We start from the raw sequence: 19,771 nt of genomic DNA on the forward strand, positions 1-19,771 counted from the left end.
CGCTCAGGGCAGGTGCAGCGGGACGGGTACGCGCAGGCCGGGGCGCAGAGTGTCGTCACGGTCGTACGGGCGGGCGTCCCGCGTCGCCCGGGAGAAGGCCGCGGGTCCGCCCACGAGCGGGAGGCTCGCCCAGGTGCGGCGCAGGTCGATCGTCAGGCGTGGGGTGGTGGAGGCCGGTTCGACCAGGCCGGCGTCCGTGCCGGCCACGATGAGGGCCAGGCGGTGGCCCGCCGGGACGACGTGGTCGGTGGCGGCGAGGTCGAGGGTGACGGTGTAGGGCGTGCCGGGAGTGAGCGGGCCGCCGTGGGAGAGGTCGGCGGCGTGGCCCAGGTCGGCCCAGCCGCGGCTGACGACGGTGTGGGCGACGTTCTCCACGTCCGCCTCGGTCCGTTTGAAGCAGCCGGTGTCGGCGGTGGTGCCGCTGCCCCAGCAGGTGCGGTCGGCGAGGGTGCGGATGCCCTCGCCCGCGTCGGCGTAGTCGCGGACGGCGGCCGGGCCGAGGTCGACGAGGACGGCCGAGACGTGCGCGGAGGCGGTGGACGGGGTGAGGGTCAGCCGGACCGTCGACGAGCCCGACAGCCGCAGGTCGCGCGTCAGGGGGCGGGTGGTGAAGCCGGCCTTGGCCGGTGTCGTCCGGTCGATGTGGGCGGACCAGTCGCTCTCGTTCTGCTTCGGGTCGTCGGTGAAGGACTCCGTCGCGCCGGGGGGTGCGGGCTCGGTGCCCAGCGTGCCGACGCCGGGCAGCGGGCCGGCGGCCGGGCGCAGGGTGGTGGCGCGGGTCGTGCGGGGCGGCCAGAGGCGGTCGGTGGACCACTGGTCGGGGGCGCGTTCGACATCGGCCATGGGCTCGCGCTCGATGCCGTTGGCGTAGCCCAGGAGGTAGTGGTCGAACCAGCGGTGCAGGGTGCGCACCCAGGCGTCGCGGCGGAAGTCGAAGGGGTCGACATGCCCGGCCTGGGACAGCCAGACCTTGCGCTCCACGCCCTGCTCGGCGAGGGCGTCCCACCACTGGCCGAAGTGCTTGGTGCGGACGTTGAGGTCCTGCATGCCGTGGACGGCCAGGACGCTGGCGCGCACCTTGTGCGCGTCCTTGACGTAGTCGCGCTCGTCCCACAGGGGCGTCCAGTCGCCGTTGCGGGGTGCGCCTTCGACGAGCCGGCGCTGTACGGCCTGGCAGCGGCCGCGTGCCCCGGGGCTCTCGACGCGGTCCGCGAGGCCGTCGGGGCCGCTGCCGAAGAGGGCCGCGCCCTGGGCGAAGTAGTAGTCGTACCAGGAGCTGATGGCCCCGATGGGGACGATGGTCCTCAGGCCCTCGACGCCGGTGGCGGCGACGCCGTTGGCGACGGTGCCGTCGTAGCTCTTGCCGATCATGCCGACGGCTCCGGTGGTCCAGTCGGCGGTGGTCCTGGTCGGGCCGGTGCGGGAGGCGTAGCCGTGGGCGCGGCCGTTCAGCCAGTCGACGACGGCCTTGGCGGACTGGATGTCGGAGCGGCCGCCGACGTCGACGCAGCCGTCGGAGCGGTTGGTTCCGGCGAGGTCGACCAGGACGACGGCGTAGCCGCGCGGCACAAAGAAATTGTCGTAGTACAAGGGGAATTGAACGGGGTTCCCCTGGGCGTCGTAGGTCTTCTTCTGGCTCTCGTTGCCGCGCCCGCAGCAGGAGTAGTACGGGCTGGCGTCCATGATGACGGGCACCTTCAGGCCCTGCTCGGCGGCTTCCCGGGGGCGGATGACGTCGACGGCGACGCGGTCGGTGCGCCCGTCTCCGTCGCCGTCGAGCCGGGTGTCCACCCAGACGGATTCGCGGACGGCACGGTCGTAGGAGTAGACGGGTCTGCTCTCGCCCGGCGTCCTCGCGCTGTCCGGGGCGGGGGCGGCGTGGGCGGCGCCCGGTGCCGTCAGGAGAACGGCCATCAGGGCGGCCAGGGCCGCCAGTACGGACTCGGTCCAGGGTATGCGGGCCTTCCCCGCGCGTATGGGCACGGCCGGACGGTAGCGCGGTCAACTCCTGGGCAGAAGGGGGTAGACGGGGGTCCTGAAGTTGACGTGGATGGCCGTCATGACGGGCGCATGTCGATCACATGTCGGAATGCACCATGGACATAGCCGCATCGGCAATGAGTACATAGGCTGCGATTGATCTTTCGCCCCCTACGAGTTGGAGTGACTCGTGCGTCACAGACTCATCGTTCCGAGCGCGGCCGCCGCCTTCATGCTGCTGGCGATCCCGGCATCGGCTGCCGACGCCACGCCCGGCGCGCCGGGTGCCGGAGACTCCTACTACCCGACCTCCGGGAACGGCGGATACGACGTCTCCCACTACGACTTGAGGCTGAAGTACCAGCCCACGTCAGACAAGCTGGAGGGCACGGCGACGCTGACCGCCACCACCACGCAGGCGCTGTCGCGCTTCAACCTGGACTTCGCGCTGAACGTCAGCGAGGTGCTGATCAACGGCAACAAGGCCGCGTTCGCCAAGACCGGCGACCACGAGCTGGAGATCACGCCGTCCTCCGCGCTGGAGAAGGGCCGGGAGATCACCGTCGTCGTCCGCTACAGCGGCGTGCCCTCCCAGGTGCAGATCGGCGGCTACTCCGCCTGGCAGCGCACCCCGGACGGGGCGGTCGTGGCCAACGAGCCGGAGTCGGCGGTCTGGTGGTTCCCCAGCAACGACCACCCGACCGACAAGGCCACGTACGACATCTCGGTCTCGGTGCCGGACGGCCTGCAGACGGTCAGCAACGGCGAGCTGAAGTCGCAGAGCTCCAAGCTGGGCTGGACGCGCTACAACTGGCGCTCGACCAAGCCGCAGGCCAGCTATCTGACCACGCTGGCGATCGGCAAGTTCGACATCACCACCGACAAGACGGCCGCCGGGCTGCCGGTCCTCAACGCCTACAGCAAGGACCTCGGCGACAACCTCGCCTCGGCCAAGGCCAGCGTCGGGCGCACCACCGAGATCATCGACTGGGAGAGCACAGTCTTCGGCCCGTACCCGTTCAACGCCATCGGCGGCTACGTGCCGAACGTGAAGACCGGCTACGCGCTGGAGACCCAGACCCGGCCGTACTACAGCCCCTCCGGCTTCGCCAACGGCTCGAACGCCTCGCTGGTCGTCCACGAGCTGGCCCACCAGTGGTTCGGTGACAGCGTCTCGGTGAAGGACTGGCGCGACATCTGGGTCAACGAGGGCTTCGCCACCTACGCGCAGTGGCTGTGGTCGGAGAAGGAGGGCGAGGGCACCGGGCAGGAGCTCGCGAACTACATCTACGACACCATCCCGGCGGACAACGCCTTCTGGAAGGTCAAGCCGGGCGACCCGGGCGCGGACAACCAGTTCCACAGCGCCGTCTACCAGCGCGGGGCGATCGCCCTGCAGGCGCTGCGCAACAAGGTCGGCGACAAGGCCTTCTTCTCGATCGTCAAGCAGTGGACGACCGACAAGAAGTTCGGCAACAGCTCGGTGCAGGACTTCGTGAAGTTCGCGGAGAAGACCTCCGGCAAGCCGCTGCAGAAGCTCTTCGACACCTGGCTGTTCACCGACAGCAAGCCGAGCGCCGCCGTGGCCGCGAAGGACGGCATCGGCACGGCCGTCAAGGACGGCAAGCCGGCCCGGTCCCTGACCGGCAAGACCGCCGCGCCCAAGTCCTGGAAGAAGATCCAGGACGCGCAGAGCGCCCACCGGCACTGACCCCCGCCGCGCAAGGGCCCGTCGTCCGGCGACGACGGGCCCTTCCCGCGTGTGCCGGGCGGCCGGCGAGGGTTTCACAGCGGTGGTGGCACAGCAATACTGTTGGGCCGAAGGGCGCGACAGAGAGCGAGGCACCGCTGATGGACACCTCCGCCGGGAACGCCGCGGACACCGCGGAAACGGGCCTCACGGTCGACGAGTTGGCCGCCCGCGCCGGCGTGACCGTCCGCACGGTGCGCTTTTACGGCACGCGGGGCCTGCTGCCCCCGCCGGCGATCGGACCGCGCCGGGTCGGCCGTTACGGCCCGGACCACCTCTCGCGGCTGGCCCTGATCGAGGAGCTGCAGCACCAGGGGCTGACGCTGGCCGCCATCGAACGCTACGTGCGGCGCCTGCCGGAGGACCTCAGCGCGCACGACCTGGCCATTCACCGCGCCCTGGTGGCCTCCTGGACGCCCGACGAGGCCGAGGAGGCCACCCGGGCCCAGCTGGAGCGGCGGGCGGGCCGGCACCTGTCCGAGGAGGACATCGACCGGCTCGCCGCGATGAACGTCCTGGAGCGTGCCGAGGACGCCGAGGGCGGCGCTGCCTTCCGGGTGGACCCGGGGCTGCTGGGGCTGGGGGTGCAGCTGCTGGACGTACCGATCGCCCTGGAGACGATCCTGGCGGCCCGCACCGTCCTGCTGGAGCACGCCCGTTCGACGGCCCGGGAGCTGACGCGGCTCTTCCACGACGAGGTGTGGGGGCCCTACCGCGAGCAGGAGAGCGACCCGGCGCAGGTGGAGGCCATGAAGTCGCTCTCGGCCCATATGCAGCCGCTGGTGGTGCAGGCGCTGGTCACCGCGTTCCAGCGCTCGCTCAAGCAGGAGCTGCGGGCGACGTACGGGGGCTGAGCGGCCCGCCCCCGTACTCCGTGGGCCCGCCCGGGTCAGTCGGTGAAGGTCTCGCCCTTCTCCGCCTTCTCCAGCAGCAGCGCGGGCGGCGCGAACCGCTCGCCGTAGGCGGCCTGGAGCTCGCGGGCGCGCGCTGCGAAGCCGGGCAGGCCGCCCTCGTAGCCGTTGATGTACTGCAGCACACCGCCGGTCCAGCCGGGGAAGCCGATGCCGAGGATCGAGCCGATGTTGGCGTCGGCGACCGAGGTCAGCACGCCCTCCTCCAGGCAGCGGACCGTGTCCAGCGCCTCCGAGAAGAGCATGCGCTCCTTCATGTCCGTGAACGGGATCTGCCCGTTCCCCGGACCGAAGTGCTCGGCCAGCCCGGGCCACAGACCGGCCCGCTTGCCGTCCACGTAGTCGTAGAACCCGGCCCCGCCGCTGCGGCCCGTGCGCCCGAACTCCTCCACCATGCGGTCGATGACCGCGTCGGCGGGGTGCGGGGTCCAGGTGCCGCCGGCCTCTTCGACCGCGCGCCTGCTCTCCTCGCGGATCTTCCGGGGCAGGGTGAGGGTCAGCTCGTCCATCAGGGAGAGGACCTTGGCGGGGTAGCCGGCCTGGGCGGCGGCCTGCTCCACGGAGGCGGCGGGAACGCCCTCGCCGATCATCGCGACGCCCTCGTTGATGAACCGGCCGATGACGCGCGAGGTGAAGAAGCCGCGCGAGTCGTTGACGACGACGGGGGTCTTGCGCAGCTGCCGGACCAGGTCGAAGGCGCGGGCCAGGGCCTCGTCACCGGTCCGCTCCCCCTTGATGATCTCCACCAGCGGCATCTTGTCGACGGGCGAGAAGAAGTGCAGGCCGACGAAGTCGGCGCGCCGCTCGACGCCCTCGGCGAGCAGGGTGATGGGCAGGGTGGAGGTGTTGGAGCACAGCAGGGCGTCCGGCTCGACGACGTGCTGGATCTCCTGGAACACCTTGTGCTTGAGCGCCGGGTCCTCGAAGACGGCCTCGATGACGGCGTCGCAGCCCGCCAGGTCGGCGGCGTCGGCGGTCGGGGTGATGCGGGCGAGGAGCGCGTCGCGCTTCTCCTCCGTCGTACGGCCCTTGGCCAGCGCCTTGGCGAGCAGGCCCTCGGAGTAGGCCTTGCCCTTGCGGGCGTTCTCCAGGGAGACGTCCTTGAGGACGACCTCGATGCCGGCCCGCGCGCAGGAGTAGGCGATGCCCGCGCCCATCATGCCCGCGCCGAGCACCGCGACCTTGCGTACGGTGCGGCGCTCGACGCCCTGGGGGCGGCTGGCGCCGGAGTTGACGGCCTGCAGGTCGAAGAAGAACGCCTGGATCATGTTCTTGGCGGTCTGCCCGGTGACCAGCTCGGTGAAGTAGCGGGCCTCGATGACCTGCGCGGTCTCGAAGTCGACCTGCGAGCCCTCGACGGCGGCGGCCAGGATGTTGCGGGGCGCCGGGTAGGGGGCGCCGCCGGTCTGCTTCTTCAGGGTGGCCGGGAACGCCGGCAGGTTGGCGGCGAAGCGCGGGCTGGCCGGGGTGCCGCCGGGGATCTTGTACCCCTTGGCGTCCCACGGCTGCTGTGAGCTCGGGTTGGCCTCGATGAACGCGTGCGCCTTGGCCAGCAGCTCCTCCGGGTCGGCCGCCACCTCGTGCACGAGCCCGGCCTCCAGGGCGCGGTGCGGGTCGTACTGGGTGCCCTGGAGCAGCACCTTCAGCAGCGCGTCGGTGATGCCGAGCAGCCGTACGGTGCGGGTGACGCCGCCGCCCCCGGGCAGCAGGCCGAGGGTGACCTCGGGCAGGCCGATCTTCGAGCCGGGCGCGTCGAGGGCGACGCGGTGGTGACAGGCGAGGGCGATCTCGTACCCGCCCCCGAGGGCCGCTCCGTTGACGGCGGCGACGACGGGCACCCCGAGGGTCTCGATGCGGCGCAGGTCGCGCTTGACCGTCATGCCCGCCTCGAAGATCCGCTCGGCGTCGGCGGGGGTGGCGGCGATCAGCTCGCGCAGGTCGCCGCCGGCGAAGAAGGTCTTCTTGGCGGAGGTGACGATGACGCCGCGCACGGACGCCGGATCTGCTTGACGCTCCGCCTCCAGGCGGTCGGCGACCGCGGTGAGGGAGGCCTTGAAGGCGTCGTTCATGGTGTTGGCGGACTGCTGCGGGTCGTCGAGGACGAGGGTGACGACGCCGCTCTCGCTCCGCTCGTAACGGATGGTGGTGGGCTCGCTCATTTTTGACGTCTCCAGTGGAAGGGGGTGGGGTGGGAGCGGGGGAACGACTAGACGCGCTCGACGATCGTCGCGACCCCCATCCCACCTCCCACGCACAGCGTGATCAGCCCGTACCGTCCGCCCCGCCGCTCCAGCTCGTCGACGACCGTCCCGAGCAGCATCGCCCCGGTCGCGCCCAGCGGGTGCCCCATCGCGATGGCGCCGCCGTTGACGTTGATGCGCTCCAGCCCGATCCCCATGTCCTTGGCGAAGCGCAGCACCACGGCCGCGAAGGCCTCGTTGACCTCGATGAGGTCGATGTCGTCGATGGTCAGCCGGGCCTTGGCGAGCGCCTTGCGCGTGGCGGGGGCCGGGCCGGTGAGCATGATCGTGGGGTCGGAGCCGGAGACGGCGCCGGCGACGATGCGGGCCCGGGGGCGCATCCCGTGGCGCTCGCCGACCTCGCGGTTGCCGATGGCGACGAGCGCGGCGCCGTCGACGATGCCGGAGGAGTTCCCGGCGTGGTGGACGTGGTCGATCTTCTCCACCCAGTGGTACTGCTGCAGCGCCACGGCGTCGAAGCCGCCCTGCTCGCCGATGGCCGCGAAGGACGGCTTGAGGGCGGCGAGGGTCTCGGCGGTGGTGCCGGGGCGGATGTGCTCGTCCCGGTCGAGGACGACCAGGCCGTTGCGGTCGCGCACCGGCACGACGGAGCGGTCGAAGCGGCCCTCCTTCCACGCCGCGGCGGCCAGTTCCTGGGAGCGGGCGGCGAAGGTGTCGACGCCGAGCCGGGAGATGCCCTCCAGCGTGGCGATCAGGTCGGCGCCGATGCCCTGGGGTGCGAAGTTGACGTCGAAGTTGGTCATCGGGTCCGCGAACCAGGCGCCCCCGTCGGAGGCCATGGGCACCCGGGACATCGACTCCACGCCGCCGGCGAGGACGAGGTCCTCCCAGCCGGAGCGGACCTTGGCCGCGGCGAGGTTGACGGCCTCCAGGCCCGAGGCACAGAAGCGGTTCTCCTGGACGCCCGCCACCGTGTCGGGGAGCCCGGCGGCGATGGCGGCGATGCGGGCGATGTCGGAGCCCTGGTCGCCGACGGGGCTGACGACGCCGAGCACGATGTCGTCGATCGCGGCCGGGTCCAGATCCGGGAAGCGGCGCCGCAGTTCGTGGATCAGGCCGACGACGAGGTCGATGGGCTTGGTGCCGTGCAGGGCGCCGTTGGCCTTGCCGCGGCCGCGCGGGGTGCGGATCGCGTCGTATACGTACGCTTCGGTGCTCAAGGTCGTAAGCCTTTCAAGAGGTCCGGGGGAAGCGGGTCAGGAGAGCAGGGAGCGGCCGATGATCTCCTTCATGATCTCCGTCGTGCCACCGTAGATCGTCTGGATCCGGCCGTCGGTGAAGGCCTTGGCGACCCGGTATTCGGTCATATAGCCATATCCCCCGTGCAGTTGCAGACAGCGGTCGGCGACGCGCTTCTGCAGCTCGGTCGCCCACCACTTGGCCATGGAGGCGTGCACCGCGTCGAGCTCGCCCCGGTCGTGGTCGGTGACGCAGCGGTCGAGGAAGGCGCGGGTGACGGCGCACTCGGTGGCCATCTCGGCGATCTCGAAGCGGATGTGCTGGAGCTTTGCCAGCGGCCGGCCGAACGCCTCGCGCTCCTTGACGTACCGGGTGGTCGTCTCCAGCAGCTGCTCGGCCCCGGCGATCGCGGCGACGGCGATGCTCAGCCGCTCCTGCGGGAGGTTGGTCATCAGGTGCACGAACGCCCCGTCGCGCTCGCCGAGCAGGTTCTCCTTGGGGACGCGGACGTCGTCGAAGAACAGCTCGGCGGTGTCCTGGGCCTTCTGCCCGATCTTGTCGAGGTTGCGGCCCCGCTCGAAGCCCGGCGTGCCCCGCTCGACCACCAGCAGGCTCAGCCCCTTGGCGCCGCCCTCCGGCGTCGTCCTGGCCACGACGACGACCAGGTCGGCGAGGATGCCGTTGGAGATGAAGGTCTTGGAGCCGTTCAGCAGCCAGTGGTCGCCGCGGTCCTCGGCGACGGTGCGGATGCCCTGCAGGTCGGAGCCCGCCCCGGGCTCGGTCATGGCGATGGCGGTGATGGTCTCGCCCGTGCAGAAGCCGGGCAGCCAGCGGCGCTTCTGCTCGTCGGTGGCGAGCGTGGTCAGATACGGGCCGACGATGTCGTTGTGCAGCCCGATCGCCAGCCCGGAGGCACCGGCGCGGGTGAACTCCTCGGTGAGCACGGCGCTGTAGCGGAAGTCGGTGTTGCCCCCACCACCGTACTCCTCGGACACGGCGAGCCCGAGCAGGCCCTGCCGGCCGGCCGCGAGCCAGGCGTCGCGGGAGACGATGCCGTCCTCCTCCCAGCGCTCGTGGTGCGGGGTCACCTCCTTGTCCAGGAAGGTGCGGACCGTCGCGCGGAAGGCCTCGTGGTCGGGGGTGAAGATCTGACGCTTCATGAGTTCTCGCTGCCTTTCCGGGGCGCGGGCTGCTGAAGTCCGGGGACGCCCCAGTCACGCGCCACCTCGGCGGTGTCCGCGCCGGGCCGTGCGGGCGGGCGGCGCAGGGAGCCGGGGGTGGTGGAGAAGCGCGGGGCGGGGGCGGGCTGGGTGACGCCGTCGTGGTCGGCGAAGGTGCCGCGCGCGGCCAGGTGCGGGTGCCCGGGGGCCTCGCGCAGCGACAGCACGGGCGCCACGCACGCGTCCGACCCCTCGAACACCTCGGTCCACTCGGCGCGGGTACGGCCGCGGAAGCGCTCGGCGATGACGGTGCGCAGCTCGTCCCAGCGGGCGGCGTCCGCACGGTCGGGCGCGGCCTCCTCGATGCCCAGGAGGCGGGTGAACTCGGCCCAGAACCGGGGCTCCAGCGCGCCGACCGCCATGTGGCCGCCGTCGGAGGTCTCGTAGGTGCCGTAGAAGGGCGCGCCGCCGTCGAGGAGGTTGGCCGCGCGCCGGTCCTGCCAGCCGCCGGCCGCCATCATGCCGTGCAGCATGGCGGTGAGGTGGGCGGTGCCGTCGACGATGGCGGCGTCGACGACCTGGCCGGCGCCGTGGGCGCGGGCGTGCTGGAGGGCGGCGAGGACGCCGATGACGAGGTAGAGGGAGCCGCCGGCGTAGTCGCCCAGGAGGTTGGCCGGGGCGACGGGCGGGCCGTCGGCGGGGCCGGTCATGCCGAGGGCGCCGGTGACGGCGATGTAGCCGATGTCGTGCCCGGCGGTGCGGGCGAGGGGCCCGTCCTGCCCCCAGCCGGTCATGCGCCCGTAGACCAGGGCGGGGTTGCGGGCGAGGGCCTCGCGGGGGCCGACGCCCAGGCGCTCGGCGACGCCGGGGCGGTAGCCCTCGATCAGGATGTCGGCCCGCTCGGCGAGGTCGAGCACGGTGCCCGGGCCGTCCGGCGCCTTGAGGTCGACCAGGACCGAGCGCTTGTTGCGGTTGGTGACGTCGCACGCCGGGTCGATGTGCAGCCCCTGGCCGTCGGGGCGGTCGACGCGGACCACGTCGGCGCCGAGGTCGGCGAGCAGCATCGCGGCGAACGGGCCGGGCCCGATCCCCGCGAGCTCGACCACGCGCACTCCGGTGAGCGGACCGTTCCCTGCGCCTGCCATGCGGCCCCCACGTCCGGTCTCTTATGACATAACCGCTGTAACACTCGCGATGTTAAGAACGTGTTCCACCGTCCACAAGCCCCCTGGCGGGCCCCGTCCGCCGTCAGCCGGCGTCGAGTTCGGCGACGAGCCGCTTGGGGGCGATGGTGCGGTAGCTCTCCTCGACCCAGTCGCAGAGCAGCTCGGCGGGGGCGCCGCCGCCGGTCAGAGGGATCGTCACCCAGCCGTGCCGGCCCAGGCCGTAGGAGGTGGGGACGGCGCCGGGTACGGCGAGGGCGTGGCCGTGGGCCTCCTCGTCCTTGAGCTTGACGGAGATGGCGGGGGAATCGGTGTTCTGCTCGTCGCCGAGGAAGACGAAGATCTTCTTGTTGACCTTGACCACCGCGTCCTCGCCCCAGGGGAACTCTTCGACGGCGCCGGGGAGGGAGAGGGCGAATTCACGCACGGATTTCCGGGACATGGGGACACCATATGCGGCTCCGCCACAGGCCCCCGGTCACAGCAACCCGGCCTCCACCAGCAGTCGCCGTACCGCCGCCACCGCCTCCGCCGGCAGCGGCCGCAGCGGTGCCGCCGTCGCCGCGCAGTCGATGACGCCCAGCAGGTGCAGCGCCGCCTTGAAGCCGCCCAGGGCGGCCGCGCTGCCGCTCATCTCGGCCGGGTCGCCCGCGTCCACCAGCGCGAACAGCGCCGCGAGCCGGTCCTGTTCGGCGGCCGCCTCGGCCCAGCGCCCGGCGCGGGCGTGCTCGTACAGCCGTACGTAGCCGGCCGGGTCCACGTTGCCCAGGCCGGGCACCACGCCGTGCGCGCCGGCCAGCAGGGCCGCGTCGACGGTCAGTTCGGAGCCGGTCAGGACGGCGAAGGTGCGGTCGAGGCCGTGCCCGCGCAGGGCGAGGAGCAGGCGGCGCAGGGCGCCGAGGTCGCCGCTGCTGTCCTTGAGCCCGGCCAGGGTCCCGTCCGCGGCGAGTTCGAGCAACGTCGGCGCGGCGAGCTTGGTGTGGACGGCGGAGGGAATGTCGTAGGCGACGAGCGGCAGGTCGACGGCGTCCCGCACCCGGCGGTAGTGGGCGGCGGTCTCGGCCGGGTGGGTGCCGGTGTAGAAGGGGGCGGTGGCGACGAGCGCGTCCGCGCCGAGCCCGGCGGCGGCGCGGGCGTGCTCCAGGACGCGGGCGGTGGTCATGTCGATGACACCGGCCAGGACGGGCACCCGCCCGGCGACGGCGTCGACGGTGGCGCGCAGGGCGTCCCGGCGCTGGGCGTCGCTCAGATGGGCGCTCTCGCCGCTGGTCCCGAGGGCGAAGACGGCGTCGACGCCGGCGGCGAGCAGGCGTTCGACGTGGGCGGCGAGCGAGCGGGCGTCGACGTCCCCGGCGGGGGTGAGCGGAGTGCACAGCGGGGGCACCACACCGGTCAGGGGCACGGGCAGCGGCACGGTCACGACCGCCCCGGGCCGTCGGCCGGGTCCCCGACGCCGCGGCGCGGCAGGAGCGTCCCCCCGCCCTTCCCGGTGGAGGAGGTGATCCAGGCGGTGGTGCCGCCCGCCCGTGCTTCCGGGCCCGCCTCGTCGTCCATCGTGCGCCCGCCTTCCGTGTCCCGCCGCGCCGCCGGATACGCCCGGCCCCTGGCCGGGGCCGGCGACGGCTCCCGGGAAAGCTGCCCGCGCGGGGCGCGCGCAATCCCGTCGGGGCGTACGGGCTATCCGCCGGCGAGCAGGGCGCGCCGGCACAGCGAGTCGGCGGCGCGCGTGGTCTCCGGGATGCGGTAGCGCGGGGACAGCCGCAGGGTGTGGGCGCACGCGTGGTCCAGGCTCACGCGGTGGCCGACCGAGACGAAGACCGGTTTGACGCCCTGTTGGGTGCGCAGGGCGCGGCCGACCTCCTCCTCGCCGTCCAGCAGCGGGGAGGCGTCGCCGCGGTGCGGGCCGGGCGGTTCGTGGCGGAAGGTGAAGGGGTTCTTGGCGACGCCGATCGTGGGCAGGCCGGTGAGCACGCCGAGGTGGGAGGCCAGGCCGAAGCGGCGCGGGTGGGCGAGCCCGTAGCCGTCGCAGACGACCAGGCCGGGGGTGACGGGCAGGTGGTCCAGGGCGGCGAGCACGGCGGGGATCTCGCGGAAGGCGAGCAGACCGGGGACGTAGGGGAAGGAGACGCGGCCGGTCGCGGTGGCCTCGCCGACGACCTCGAGGGTGAGCGCGTCGAGCGCCACGGCGGCCGCCGCGACGAGGTCGCGCCCGTCGTCGTAGGCGACGTCCACGCCGGCCACGACCAGGGGTCCGCCGGGCGGCGGGCCCATCTCGTCCAGGACCACCCGGCCCCGCAACTCGTCCTGGACGGCCCTCGCTTCCGTCTCCGTCGTGGGCCAGTCGGGCGGCAGGTCGTATGCGTCGCTCATGATGGCCCCACGGTAGGCGACGGGCGCGTCGCGCCGGTCGGCGGGCACCCCCGCCGGCCGGCGGCGTAGCCTGTCGATCATGTTCGTACTGGAGCTGACCTACATCGCGCCGATCGAGCGGATCGACGCCGCCCTCCAAGAGCACGTCGCCTGGCTGGACGCGCACTACGCGTCCGGCGTCTTCATCGCCTCCGGCCGGAAGGTGCCGCGCGACGGCGGGATCATCCTGGCCCTCGGCGACGACCGGGCGAAGATCGAGGAGATCACCCGGAGCGACCCCTTCACGGTGGCGGGGGTGTGCGAGTACACCGTCACCGAGTTCATTCCGACGAAGACCGCGGCGGCGCTGGAGCAGTACCGCCAGGAACTACCCTCCTGACCGCACCCGGAGCCGGGCCGTCCGTCCCTTCTCCCCCGCCGCCCAGCAGCCGCCGTCGGGCGCGCAGTCGACCGTGTCGTACGAGCCGGTGTCGAAGCCGGTCCAGGTGCGGCCGCCGTCCGTGGTGACCTCGCTGCCGGTCGGGCCGACGGCGAGGGCCGTGGCGCGGCCGTGCGGCAGCCAGGCGACGCCGGAGCGGTAGGCGGCGGGCGGGCGGCCGGCCGGGCTCCAGGTGGCGCCGCCGTCCGCGGTGACGGCGGCCGCCCGCTCGGAGGGCTTGCCGGCGCGGTAGTCGCCGCCGACGGCCAGGCCGTGGGTCCGGTCGCGGAAGGCGAGGGCGAAGACGCCGCGCGCCGGGTCCCCGGCCGGTACGGGCGCCTGGGTGACGGTCCAGGTGCGGCCCAGGTCGGCGGAGTGCAGCACGCGGGAGGCGGCCGCGCCGCCGGTGGCGATCCACGCGTCCCGGCGGCCGGAGCTCACCACGCACTGGCCGCTCGCGGCGAACGCCGCCTCGCCGGGCAGGGCCGCCGGCATCCCGTCGGAGGGCAGCAGCCGCCAGCTGCGGCCGCCGTCCCCGGTGGCCAGGACACGGAACTTTCCGTCGACCGGGTCGCCCAGTGCTATGCCGTTGCGCCGGTCGAAGAAGGTCACGCAGTCGTAGAAGGCCTTCGGGTCGGTGTTGCGGAACGTCTGCGTCCAGCTGGCGCCGCCGTCGTCCGTGCGGTAGATCCGCGAGGCCTCGCCCTCGCCGATGGCCAGGACGACCGCGTGCCGCGCGTCGAAGGCCGCCACGTCCCGGAACTCCAGCTCGCCCGCGCCGGGCGGGGAGACGTCGCGCCAGCGGCGGCCGCCGTCCCGGGTGAGCAGCACCGTGCCCTTGGTGCCCGCCACCCACGCCGTGGAGCGGCCGACCGCCGCGAGCCCCCGGAAGCGGGCGTCGGTGCCGCTGTCCTTCGCCTCCCAGGACAGGCGGGGCGCGGGCCGCTGCCCGGCGTGCGCCGGCGCCGTCCCGGCCAGGGCGAGCGCCGCCACGGACGCCCCCGCGAGCAGGATGCGCAGTGCCGTACCTGTCTTCCCCTTGTTCCCCATGCGTCTCATGAGGCCGGAAGCTAGCGGAGCCCGGCGGGGCCGTCCATGGAATGCGGGAACGTCGAAGATTCATCCTTTCGGCCATGGTGTGTGGCCGTACGGACGATCCGGACGGCCGGTCCTGCCGCCTAGCGTGGGCCCATGGCCCAGCTCCCCTTGCCGCCCCTGCCGTCACCGCGCACCGCGCCGGCCGTGCTGCGCGCCCCGCGGCAGGCGCTGCGCGGCCGCGGCTGGCTGCTGGCGGTCCTGGGCGGGCTGTGGATGATCGAGGGCCGGGTGCTGAGCCGGGGGGCGGCCTACTCCTCTTCCCCGGGCGGCCATCACGCGCACCTGGTGGTCTGGGTCGCAGGACTGCTGGTGGCGGCCTGCGTCCTGCCGTGGGCGCAGCTGGCCGCGCGGGCGGCGGCGGCCGTGGCGGTGTCCTGGGCTGCGACCGGCTATCTGCTGGTGGCCGGGCAGCACGTGCCGGCCTGGGGGATCACCGAGAGCGCCGCCCTGCTCGTGATGCTGGGCGTGGTCGCCTGGCGCACCCCGGTGCGGACGGCGGTGCCGCTGGGGACGGGGCTGGCCGTGGGGGTGCTCGCCGCGCCGGTGCGGGACGCGGAGGCGCTGAGCGCCACCGTCGTCGCGTACGCCCTGGTGGTGGCGGTGGTGACGGCGGCGGGCCTGTGTCTGCGCCACCGCGACGTCGAGCGCGCCCGGGCAGTGGCCGCCGCGCGCGAGGCCGAGCGCCTGGAGCTGGCGGGCGAGCTGCACGACTTCGTCGCCCATCACGTGGCGGCGATGACGCTGCTGGCCAAGGCCACCGGCTCGCTCGCGCGGGACGAGCGCGTCGCGGCGTCGCTGCGCGACATCCAGGAGGCGGGCGACGAGGCGATGACCTCGGCCCGGCGGCTGCTGAAGGTGCTGCAGCAGGACCGGGCCCGGCGCGGTCCGCTGCCCGGTCTGGAGCGCACCGCCGAGCTGGTCGACGGCTTCCGCGAGGGCCACCCGGGCGCGCGGGTCACCCTGAGCGTCGAGCCCGGTTTCGACGCGGGGCTCGCGCCCGAGCTCGCCGCCTCCGTGCACCGCATCGTGGGCGAGGGCCTGGCCAACGCGGACCGGCACAGTCCGGACGCGTCCGCCGTGGAGGTGACGCTACGACGGTCGGGGGAACGGCTGTTCGTGTCCGTGCGCGACGACGGCGACCCCGCGCACGCCTCCGGCCCGCGCACCCCTCAGGACGGCGGCGGGCTCGGCCTCGTGGGGATCGCCGAACGGGCGGACGCCATCGGCGGTTCGCTGACGGCGGGGCCGGTCGCCGGGGGCGGCTGGGAGGTACTGGCGGTTCTTCCTGTCCGTCAGTGAAACCGCACGACCCCCGCACGCGGTCCTGATCCCTGAGCATCCGAAATCACAGACGGACGGCATGGTTCCGCCCATGCTTGGGGTATTCCTTTGAGTTCGTAGACCTAGAAGGCAAATGTCTTCTTTTTCAAGGCAAGTGACGCAGCTCACGCTGGATTCATGTGCACTACCGCGATCGATCGACCGTCTCACCCACCGGAGAAGAGAAGTCGGTCGTAGAGCGGACGTCGCACGCGGCACGGAAGCGCACCACCCGGAAAACAATCGCAAGGGAGCTGGCGTTGTCCACTGTCATCGAACAGCCTGTCCAGGCACGGATCATCGCGTCGGCCCCGCCGTCCCGGACGGTCCCCGCACACCTCCGGTACGAGCGCACCGACCCGTTCGCCGTACGCATCGCCTTCCCCGCGGCGGCCTCGCTCGACGGCGCGGAGGTCGAATGGGCCTTCGCCCGCGACCTGCTGGCCCGCGGGCTGCTGCGCTCGGCGGGCGGCGGCGACGTACGGGTGTGGCCCTGCGGGCCGCACCGCACGGTGCTGGAGTTCCACGCGCAGGAAGGGGTGGCCATGGTGCAGATCGACACCCCCGAGCTGCGCTCCTTCCTGGCGCGGTCGTACGCCCTGGTGCCCGCGGGCGGCGAGGGCGGCCAGCTCGACGTGGACAGCGACCTGGCCGCGCTGCTGCGCCAGGCCTGACGGTGCCGGGCCGCTAGGGGAGGTAGGCGAGCCAGTCGGTGCCCGGCAGGCGGTGGGGGCGCCAATCGCGCGCGTAGGACGGCAGGTAGGGGTCCTCGGTGTCGAGCAGAAGTGCCGTCGGGATACGGGAGGCCCTGCGGACGATGTCGGCGGCGGAGTGCGAGCGGTTGTTGCCGGTGATCTGGGCGGAGGCGCAGCCCGCCGCGTAGGCCACGGGCTGTGCGCGGGGTCCCGTGACCAGGCACGGGGCCGTCAGCCCGAGCCGGCCCAGTTCCTGGGCGGCGCGGTGGTAACGCACGGCGGTGTCACGGGCGTCGGCCGTGTTGGCCCGCAGTTCCTGGGCCTGCACGGCGAGATGGGCGGCCGGCACGACGCACAGCAGTACGGACACGGCGAGCCGGGCGCGGCCTCTGCGGGCCGCGGCCACCGCATCGAGGGCCAGGCCGGCCACGGGCAGGGCGAGCAGTGCGTAGGCGGGGAGCAGGAAGCGTGGCGCGGAGTAGTCGAGCAGCAGCAGATAGGGCGTGGCGAGGGCCAGGGCGCAGGCCACCGGCAGCAGGGTGACGGCGGCGCCCCGCGCGCGGCGGCGGCCGGTCAGCGCGAGGGCGCACGCCGCCGCGGTGAGGGCGGGCAGCAGCAGCCACCACAGGGCGTGGGTGAGGGAGGGGCCCGCGATGTGGCAAGGGCGGCACAGCTGAGGTCCGTTGAGGGCGCGGTAGGCGGCGCGCAGCCCGGCGCCCGGATGCTCGCCCATGCCGCCTTCGGTGCCGCTGGAGACCGACAGCCGCCGGCCGATGCCGCCGAACCGCGCGTACGCCTCGGTCACCCACTGGGCACCGCCCGCCGCGAGCCCGCCGGCGACGGCGGCCGCGGTGGCGGGGCGCCGCCACTGTCGTACGCCCGCGCAGGCGGCGAGCAGGGGCAGGGCGAGCCAGCCGGCGTCGGGGGCACGCAGGAGCGCGACGGCGGCGAGCGAGGCGGCCAGCGCCACGAGGGACCTGCGGCGCCCGGGGCCGTCGTGGCGGGCCCTGAGGAACCAGCCCACCGCGGCGACGGAGGTCAGTGCGACCCAGAGGTTGGGCATGACCTCGGGGCCGCTGAGCACGGTGATCCACAGTCCGGCGAACAGCAGCCCGGCGAGGGCGACGCGGGCCCGGCCGAGCAGCGGCTGCCACACCGCGAACGCGGCGTACAGGGCGGCGGAGGAGAGCAGCGCCAGCGTCACGCGCAGGGCGGTGGTGGAGGAGGTGACGGCGATGACGGGGGCGACGAGGAGGGTGATGCCGCGCGAGCGGGGCGCGCTGAAGTAGGCGGCGGGATGGCGCGGGTCCACCTGGGAGAGGTAGACGCTCTCGTCCCAGCCGAGGTGCATGTGGGCGACCGCGTAGCACAGTTGGAGGGCGGCGTAGGCGAGGGCGACGGCCGCGAGGCGGGTGTTGCGGCGGTGCGGGGACGGGGTGTCCGTGGCGCCGGGGGCGGGTCCGGCCCGCCGGTCGGTCGTGGCCATGGCCCCTGTCTACCGCATCGCGGTGCCGCTACCGCGTCACCACAAGGCGCTCTCCCCCGCCCGCTCGGCGCGCACCCGGGAGGCGACGATCTCCGTGACGGCGGCGTCGCGGCCGGCCCAGCAGGCGGCGACGACGGACTTGCCGGGTTCGAGGGCCTTGTAGACCTCGAAGAAGTGCTGGATCTCCAGCCGGTCGAACTCGGGCAGGTGTCTGAGGTCCCTGAGGTGCTCGTGGCGGGGGTCGGCGGAGGGGACGCACAACACCTTGTCGTCCTCGCCCTGTTCGTCCCGCATCCGGAACATCCCGATGGCGCGGCAGCGGATGACGATGCCGGGGAAGGTGGGGTCGCCGGCCAGGACGAGCGCGTCCAGCGGCTCTCCGTCGGCGCCGAGCGTTCCGTCGATGTAGCCGTAATCGGCCGGGTAGCGGGTCGAGGTGAACAGCATGCGGTCGAGGCGGATGCGTCCCGATTCATGGTCCATCTCGTATTTGTTGCGGCTGCCTTGCGGGATCTCCACGACGACGTCGAAGTCCACGGTGGCTCCTGGGGAGGGGGACGGCCGGATCACCATGGTGACGCGTGCCGCCCCGCGGGCGCCATGCCGCGTCGCGACGGAGCGGCCCTGACCGCTGGGGGCCGCCCCTCAGCGGGACTTCGGGCCCGAACGGGTGGAAACCAGACACCGCCCGGGCTGCCGGGCGCCGGGCACCCGGGGTCCTCCTACGCCATCGGCCGTGGGGGCGTCTACCGCATCGGGACCAGGGGCGATGGGCGCATCGGCCCCCGCGTCCGCCGCCCTGGTCGCATTCTGCAGCGTCAGTGTCACCACCCCGGCGGCGGCCACCGCGCCCGCCGCACCCGCCAGCAGACCGCCGGTCACGCCGTAGCGGAAGGCCTCGCCGAGTCCCACGATGCCGACGACGGCCGCCACCACCGGATTGACGACGGTGACGGTCGCCAGCGGGGCGGCCAGGCCGGCGCCCCGGTAGGAGGCCTGTGACAGCAGCATCCCGGCCGAGGCGAGCAGCGCGATGACGCCGAAGCTCGGCAGCAGGCCGGCGAAGTCCGTGTCATGGGAGGTCCAGTCCTCGGCCACGGCCTTGGTGAAGACCGAGCCCATTCCGAAGGCGGCACCGGCCGCCGTCGCCAGGACCACGCCGCGTACGACGGGCCGGCACGTCCAGCGCGCGGCGAGCGCGAGGAGGACCACCGCGGCCAGCACCGCGGCGGCGAGCACCGGGCGTTGGGCGCCGTCGATGGACTCGGCGCTCGGTGGCCCTGTCAGGCTCAGCAGCCCCGCCAGACCCGCCGTCGCGAGGAAGGCGCCGCGCCAGCCCACCGCCCCGACGGGCCGGTGGACGAACAGCGCGGCCATCGGCAGCGCGAAGACGATGGTGAGCGCGCCCAGCGGCTGCACCAGGCTCAGCGGCCCGTACGCCAGCGCCACCACATGCAGGGCGGCGCCCAGACCGGTCAGCGCGACCGCGGCCCACCACCCCGCCCGGCGCAGCGGGGCGTACGCGCCGTCGCCGCCCGTGGCGGCGACGCGCTCCTGCACGATGGCCGCCCCGGCGTAGCAGACGGCGGACACCAGACACAGCAGCACCGAGACCACGAGCGCGCTCACGAGCCGCCTCTGCAGTCGGCTCCGCCCCCGTGTTCCCGCCCGGCTCTGTGCTCGGTCCCCTCGTGCTCCATGCCCTCAACCATGCCTGCCGCGGGGCCCTTCGTCGTCGTACTTGGGTACGGGCTTTCTCGTACTACCGGTGGAGTACGAGTAGGCGGTTCGGATGACTGCCGCGCGATATGCGGCGCCCGTCAGGCGCACCCGTCTTTACCCGGCGCATTGTCCCACGACATATCCGGATGATCCCGGACCGCTTTTATGCGTATGCCGTCTACGCGTTTGTCGACGCCCACCGGGAAATCGGCTGCGGGAATGAGGGTGACCTGAAATACCATTGTGTAGGGCCTACGT

Annotated in this window: 18 protein-coding genes; 5 read left to right on the forward strand and 13 right to left on the reverse strand. The window is 73.3% G+C overall.

Annotated features, from left to right (window positions below; genetic code table 11):
- Positions 1-3: 3 nt before the first annotated feature.
- Entirely contained in the window at positions 4-1,914 is a 1,911-nt protein-coding gene (locus ACIGXW_RS16420) for a Xaa-Pro dipeptidyl-peptidase (protein WP_399574033.1), read from the reverse strand.
- A 256-nt stretch (positions 1,915-2,170) separates the two neighbouring features.
- On the opposite strand from ACIGXW_RS16420, the gene ACIGXW_RS16425 reads away from it, so the two are divergent.
- Together ACIGXW_RS16425 and ACIGXW_RS16430 are read left to right on the forward strand one after the other, a co-directional pair.
- A complete protein-coding gene (locus ACIGXW_RS16425) occupies positions 2,171-3,691 on the forward strand; it encodes a M1 family metallopeptidase (RefSeq protein ID WP_399573602.1) in 1,521 nt (506 codons plus the stop codon).
- 140 nt (positions 3,692-3,831) lie between these two features.
- On the forward strand, positions 3,832-4,584 hold the full coding sequence (locus ACIGXW_RS16430) for a MerR family transcriptional regulator (RefSeq protein WP_399573603.1): 753 nt from the start codon (positions 3,832-3,834) through the stop codon (positions 4,582-4,584).
- A gap of 35 nt (positions 4,585-4,619) precedes the next feature.
- Here ACIGXW_RS16430 and ACIGXW_RS16435 read toward each other — a convergent pair whose 3' ends face one another.
- The 8 genes from ACIGXW_RS16435 to ACIGXW_RS16470 form a co-directional block, all read right to left on the reverse strand.
- Positions 4,620-6,800 (reverse strand): 3-hydroxyacyl-CoA dehydrogenase NAD-binding domain-containing protein, encoded by a 2,181-nt coding sequence (locus tag ACIGXW_RS16435; RefSeq protein WP_399573604.1) that lies wholly within the window; start codon positions 6,798-6,800, stop codon positions 4,620-4,622.
- Positions 6,801-6,847: 47 nt separating this feature from the next.
- A complete protein-coding gene (locus ACIGXW_RS16440) occupies positions 6,848-8,062 on the reverse strand; it encodes an acetyl-CoA C-acetyltransferase (RefSeq protein ID WP_399573605.1) in 1,215 nt (404 codons plus the stop codon).
- A 36-nt stretch (positions 8,063-8,098) separates the two neighbouring features.
- A complete protein-coding gene (locus ACIGXW_RS16445) occupies positions 8,099-9,241 on the reverse strand; it encodes an acyl-CoA dehydrogenase family protein (protein WP_399573606.1) in 1,143 nt (380 codons plus the stop codon).
- Positions 9,238-10,386: a CaiB/BaiF CoA transferase family protein gene (locus tag ACIGXW_RS16450; RefSeq protein WP_399573607.1), complete on the reverse strand. Its 1,149-nt coding sequence runs from the start codon at positions 10,384-10,386 to the stop codon at positions 9,238-9,240. Before ACIGXW_RS16450 ends, ACIGXW_RS16445 begins: the two co-directional genes overlap by 4 nt.
- 103 nt (positions 10,387-10,489) lie before the next feature.
- On the reverse strand, positions 10,490-10,846 hold the full coding sequence (locus ACIGXW_RS16455; RefSeq protein ID WP_399573608.1) for an MmcQ/YjbR family DNA-binding protein: 357 nt from the start codon (positions 10,844-10,846) through the stop codon (positions 10,490-10,492).
- 36 nt (positions 10,847-10,882) lie between these two features.
- Complete coding sequence (locus ACIGXW_RS16460) at positions 10,883-11,818, reverse strand: dihydrodipicolinate synthase family protein (RefSeq protein WP_399574035.1); 936 nt, start codon at positions 11,816-11,818, stop codon at positions 10,883-10,885.
- A gap of 2 nt (positions 11,819-11,820) precedes the next feature.
- On the reverse strand, positions 11,821-11,958 hold the full coding sequence (locus ACIGXW_RS16465) for a hypothetical protein (RefSeq protein WP_399573609.1): 138 nt from the start codon (positions 11,956-11,958) through the stop codon (positions 11,821-11,823).
- Between the two features lie 123 nt (positions 11,959-12,081).
- Complete coding sequence (locus tag ACIGXW_RS16470; protein WP_399574036.1) at positions 12,082-12,774, reverse strand: endonuclease V; 693 nt, start codon at positions 12,772-12,774, stop codon at positions 12,082-12,084.
- 79 nt (positions 12,775-12,853) lie between these two features.
- Here ACIGXW_RS16470 and ACIGXW_RS16475 point away from each other — a divergent pair, with 79 nt between their 5' ends.
- Positions 12,854-13,153 (forward strand): YciI family protein, encoded by a 300-nt coding sequence (locus tag ACIGXW_RS16475; RefSeq protein ID WP_071965435.1) that lies wholly within the window; start codon positions 12,854-12,856, stop codon positions 13,151-13,153.
- On the opposite strand, the gene ACIGXW_RS16480 is transcribed toward ACIGXW_RS16475, so the two are convergent.
- The gene (locus ACIGXW_RS16480; RefSeq protein WP_399574037.1) at positions 13,142-14,242 is read right to left on the reverse strand and encodes a WD40/YVTN/BNR-like repeat-containing protein; all 1,101 of its coding nucleotides are present in this window, start codon (positions 14,240-14,242) and stop codon (positions 13,142-13,144) included. The two genes, ACIGXW_RS16475 and ACIGXW_RS16480, sit on opposite strands and share 12 nt — an antisense overlap.
- A gap of 141 nt (positions 14,243-14,383) precedes the next feature.
- Between ACIGXW_RS16480 and ACIGXW_RS16485 the strand changes: the two genes are divergently transcribed.
- Both ACIGXW_RS16485 and ACIGXW_RS16490 read left to right on the forward strand, forming a co-directional pair.
- A complete protein-coding gene (locus ACIGXW_RS16485; protein WP_399573610.1) occupies positions 14,384-15,589 on the forward strand; it encodes a sensor histidine kinase in 1,206 nt (401 codons plus the stop codon).
- A 281-nt stretch (positions 15,590-15,870) separates the two neighbouring features.
- A complete protein-coding gene (locus ACIGXW_RS16490; protein ID WP_071965439.1) occupies positions 15,871-16,284 on the forward strand; it encodes an SsgA family sporulation/cell division regulator in 414 nt (137 codons plus the stop codon).
- A 13-nt stretch (positions 16,285-16,297) separates the two neighbouring features.
- Here ACIGXW_RS16490 and ACIGXW_RS16495 read toward each other — a convergent pair whose 3' ends face one another.
- From ACIGXW_RS16495 to ACIGXW_RS16505, 3 genes are all read right to left on the reverse strand, one after another.
- Complete coding sequence (locus ACIGXW_RS16495; RefSeq protein ID WP_399573611.1) at positions 16,298-17,791, reverse strand: hypothetical protein; 1,494 nt, start codon at positions 17,789-17,791, stop codon at positions 16,298-16,300.
- A gap of 36 nt (positions 17,792-17,827) precedes the next feature.
- On the reverse strand, positions 17,828-18,328 hold the full coding sequence (locus ACIGXW_RS16500) for an inorganic diphosphatase (protein ID WP_399573612.1): 501 nt from the start codon (positions 18,326-18,328) through the stop codon (positions 17,828-17,830).
- Between the two features lie 108 nt (positions 18,329-18,436).
- Positions 18,437-19,420, reverse strand: coding sequence for a DMT family transporter (locus ACIGXW_RS16505; protein ID WP_399573613.1), 984 nt, complete (start codon positions 19,418-19,420; stop codon positions 18,437-18,439).
- Between the last annotated feature and the right edge of the window lie 351 nt (positions 19,421-19,771).

Source organism: Streptomyces sp. NPDC053079, from assembly GCF_044546695.1.
GTDB lineage: Bacteria > Actinomycetota > Actinomycetes > Streptomycetales > Streptomycetaceae > Streptomyces.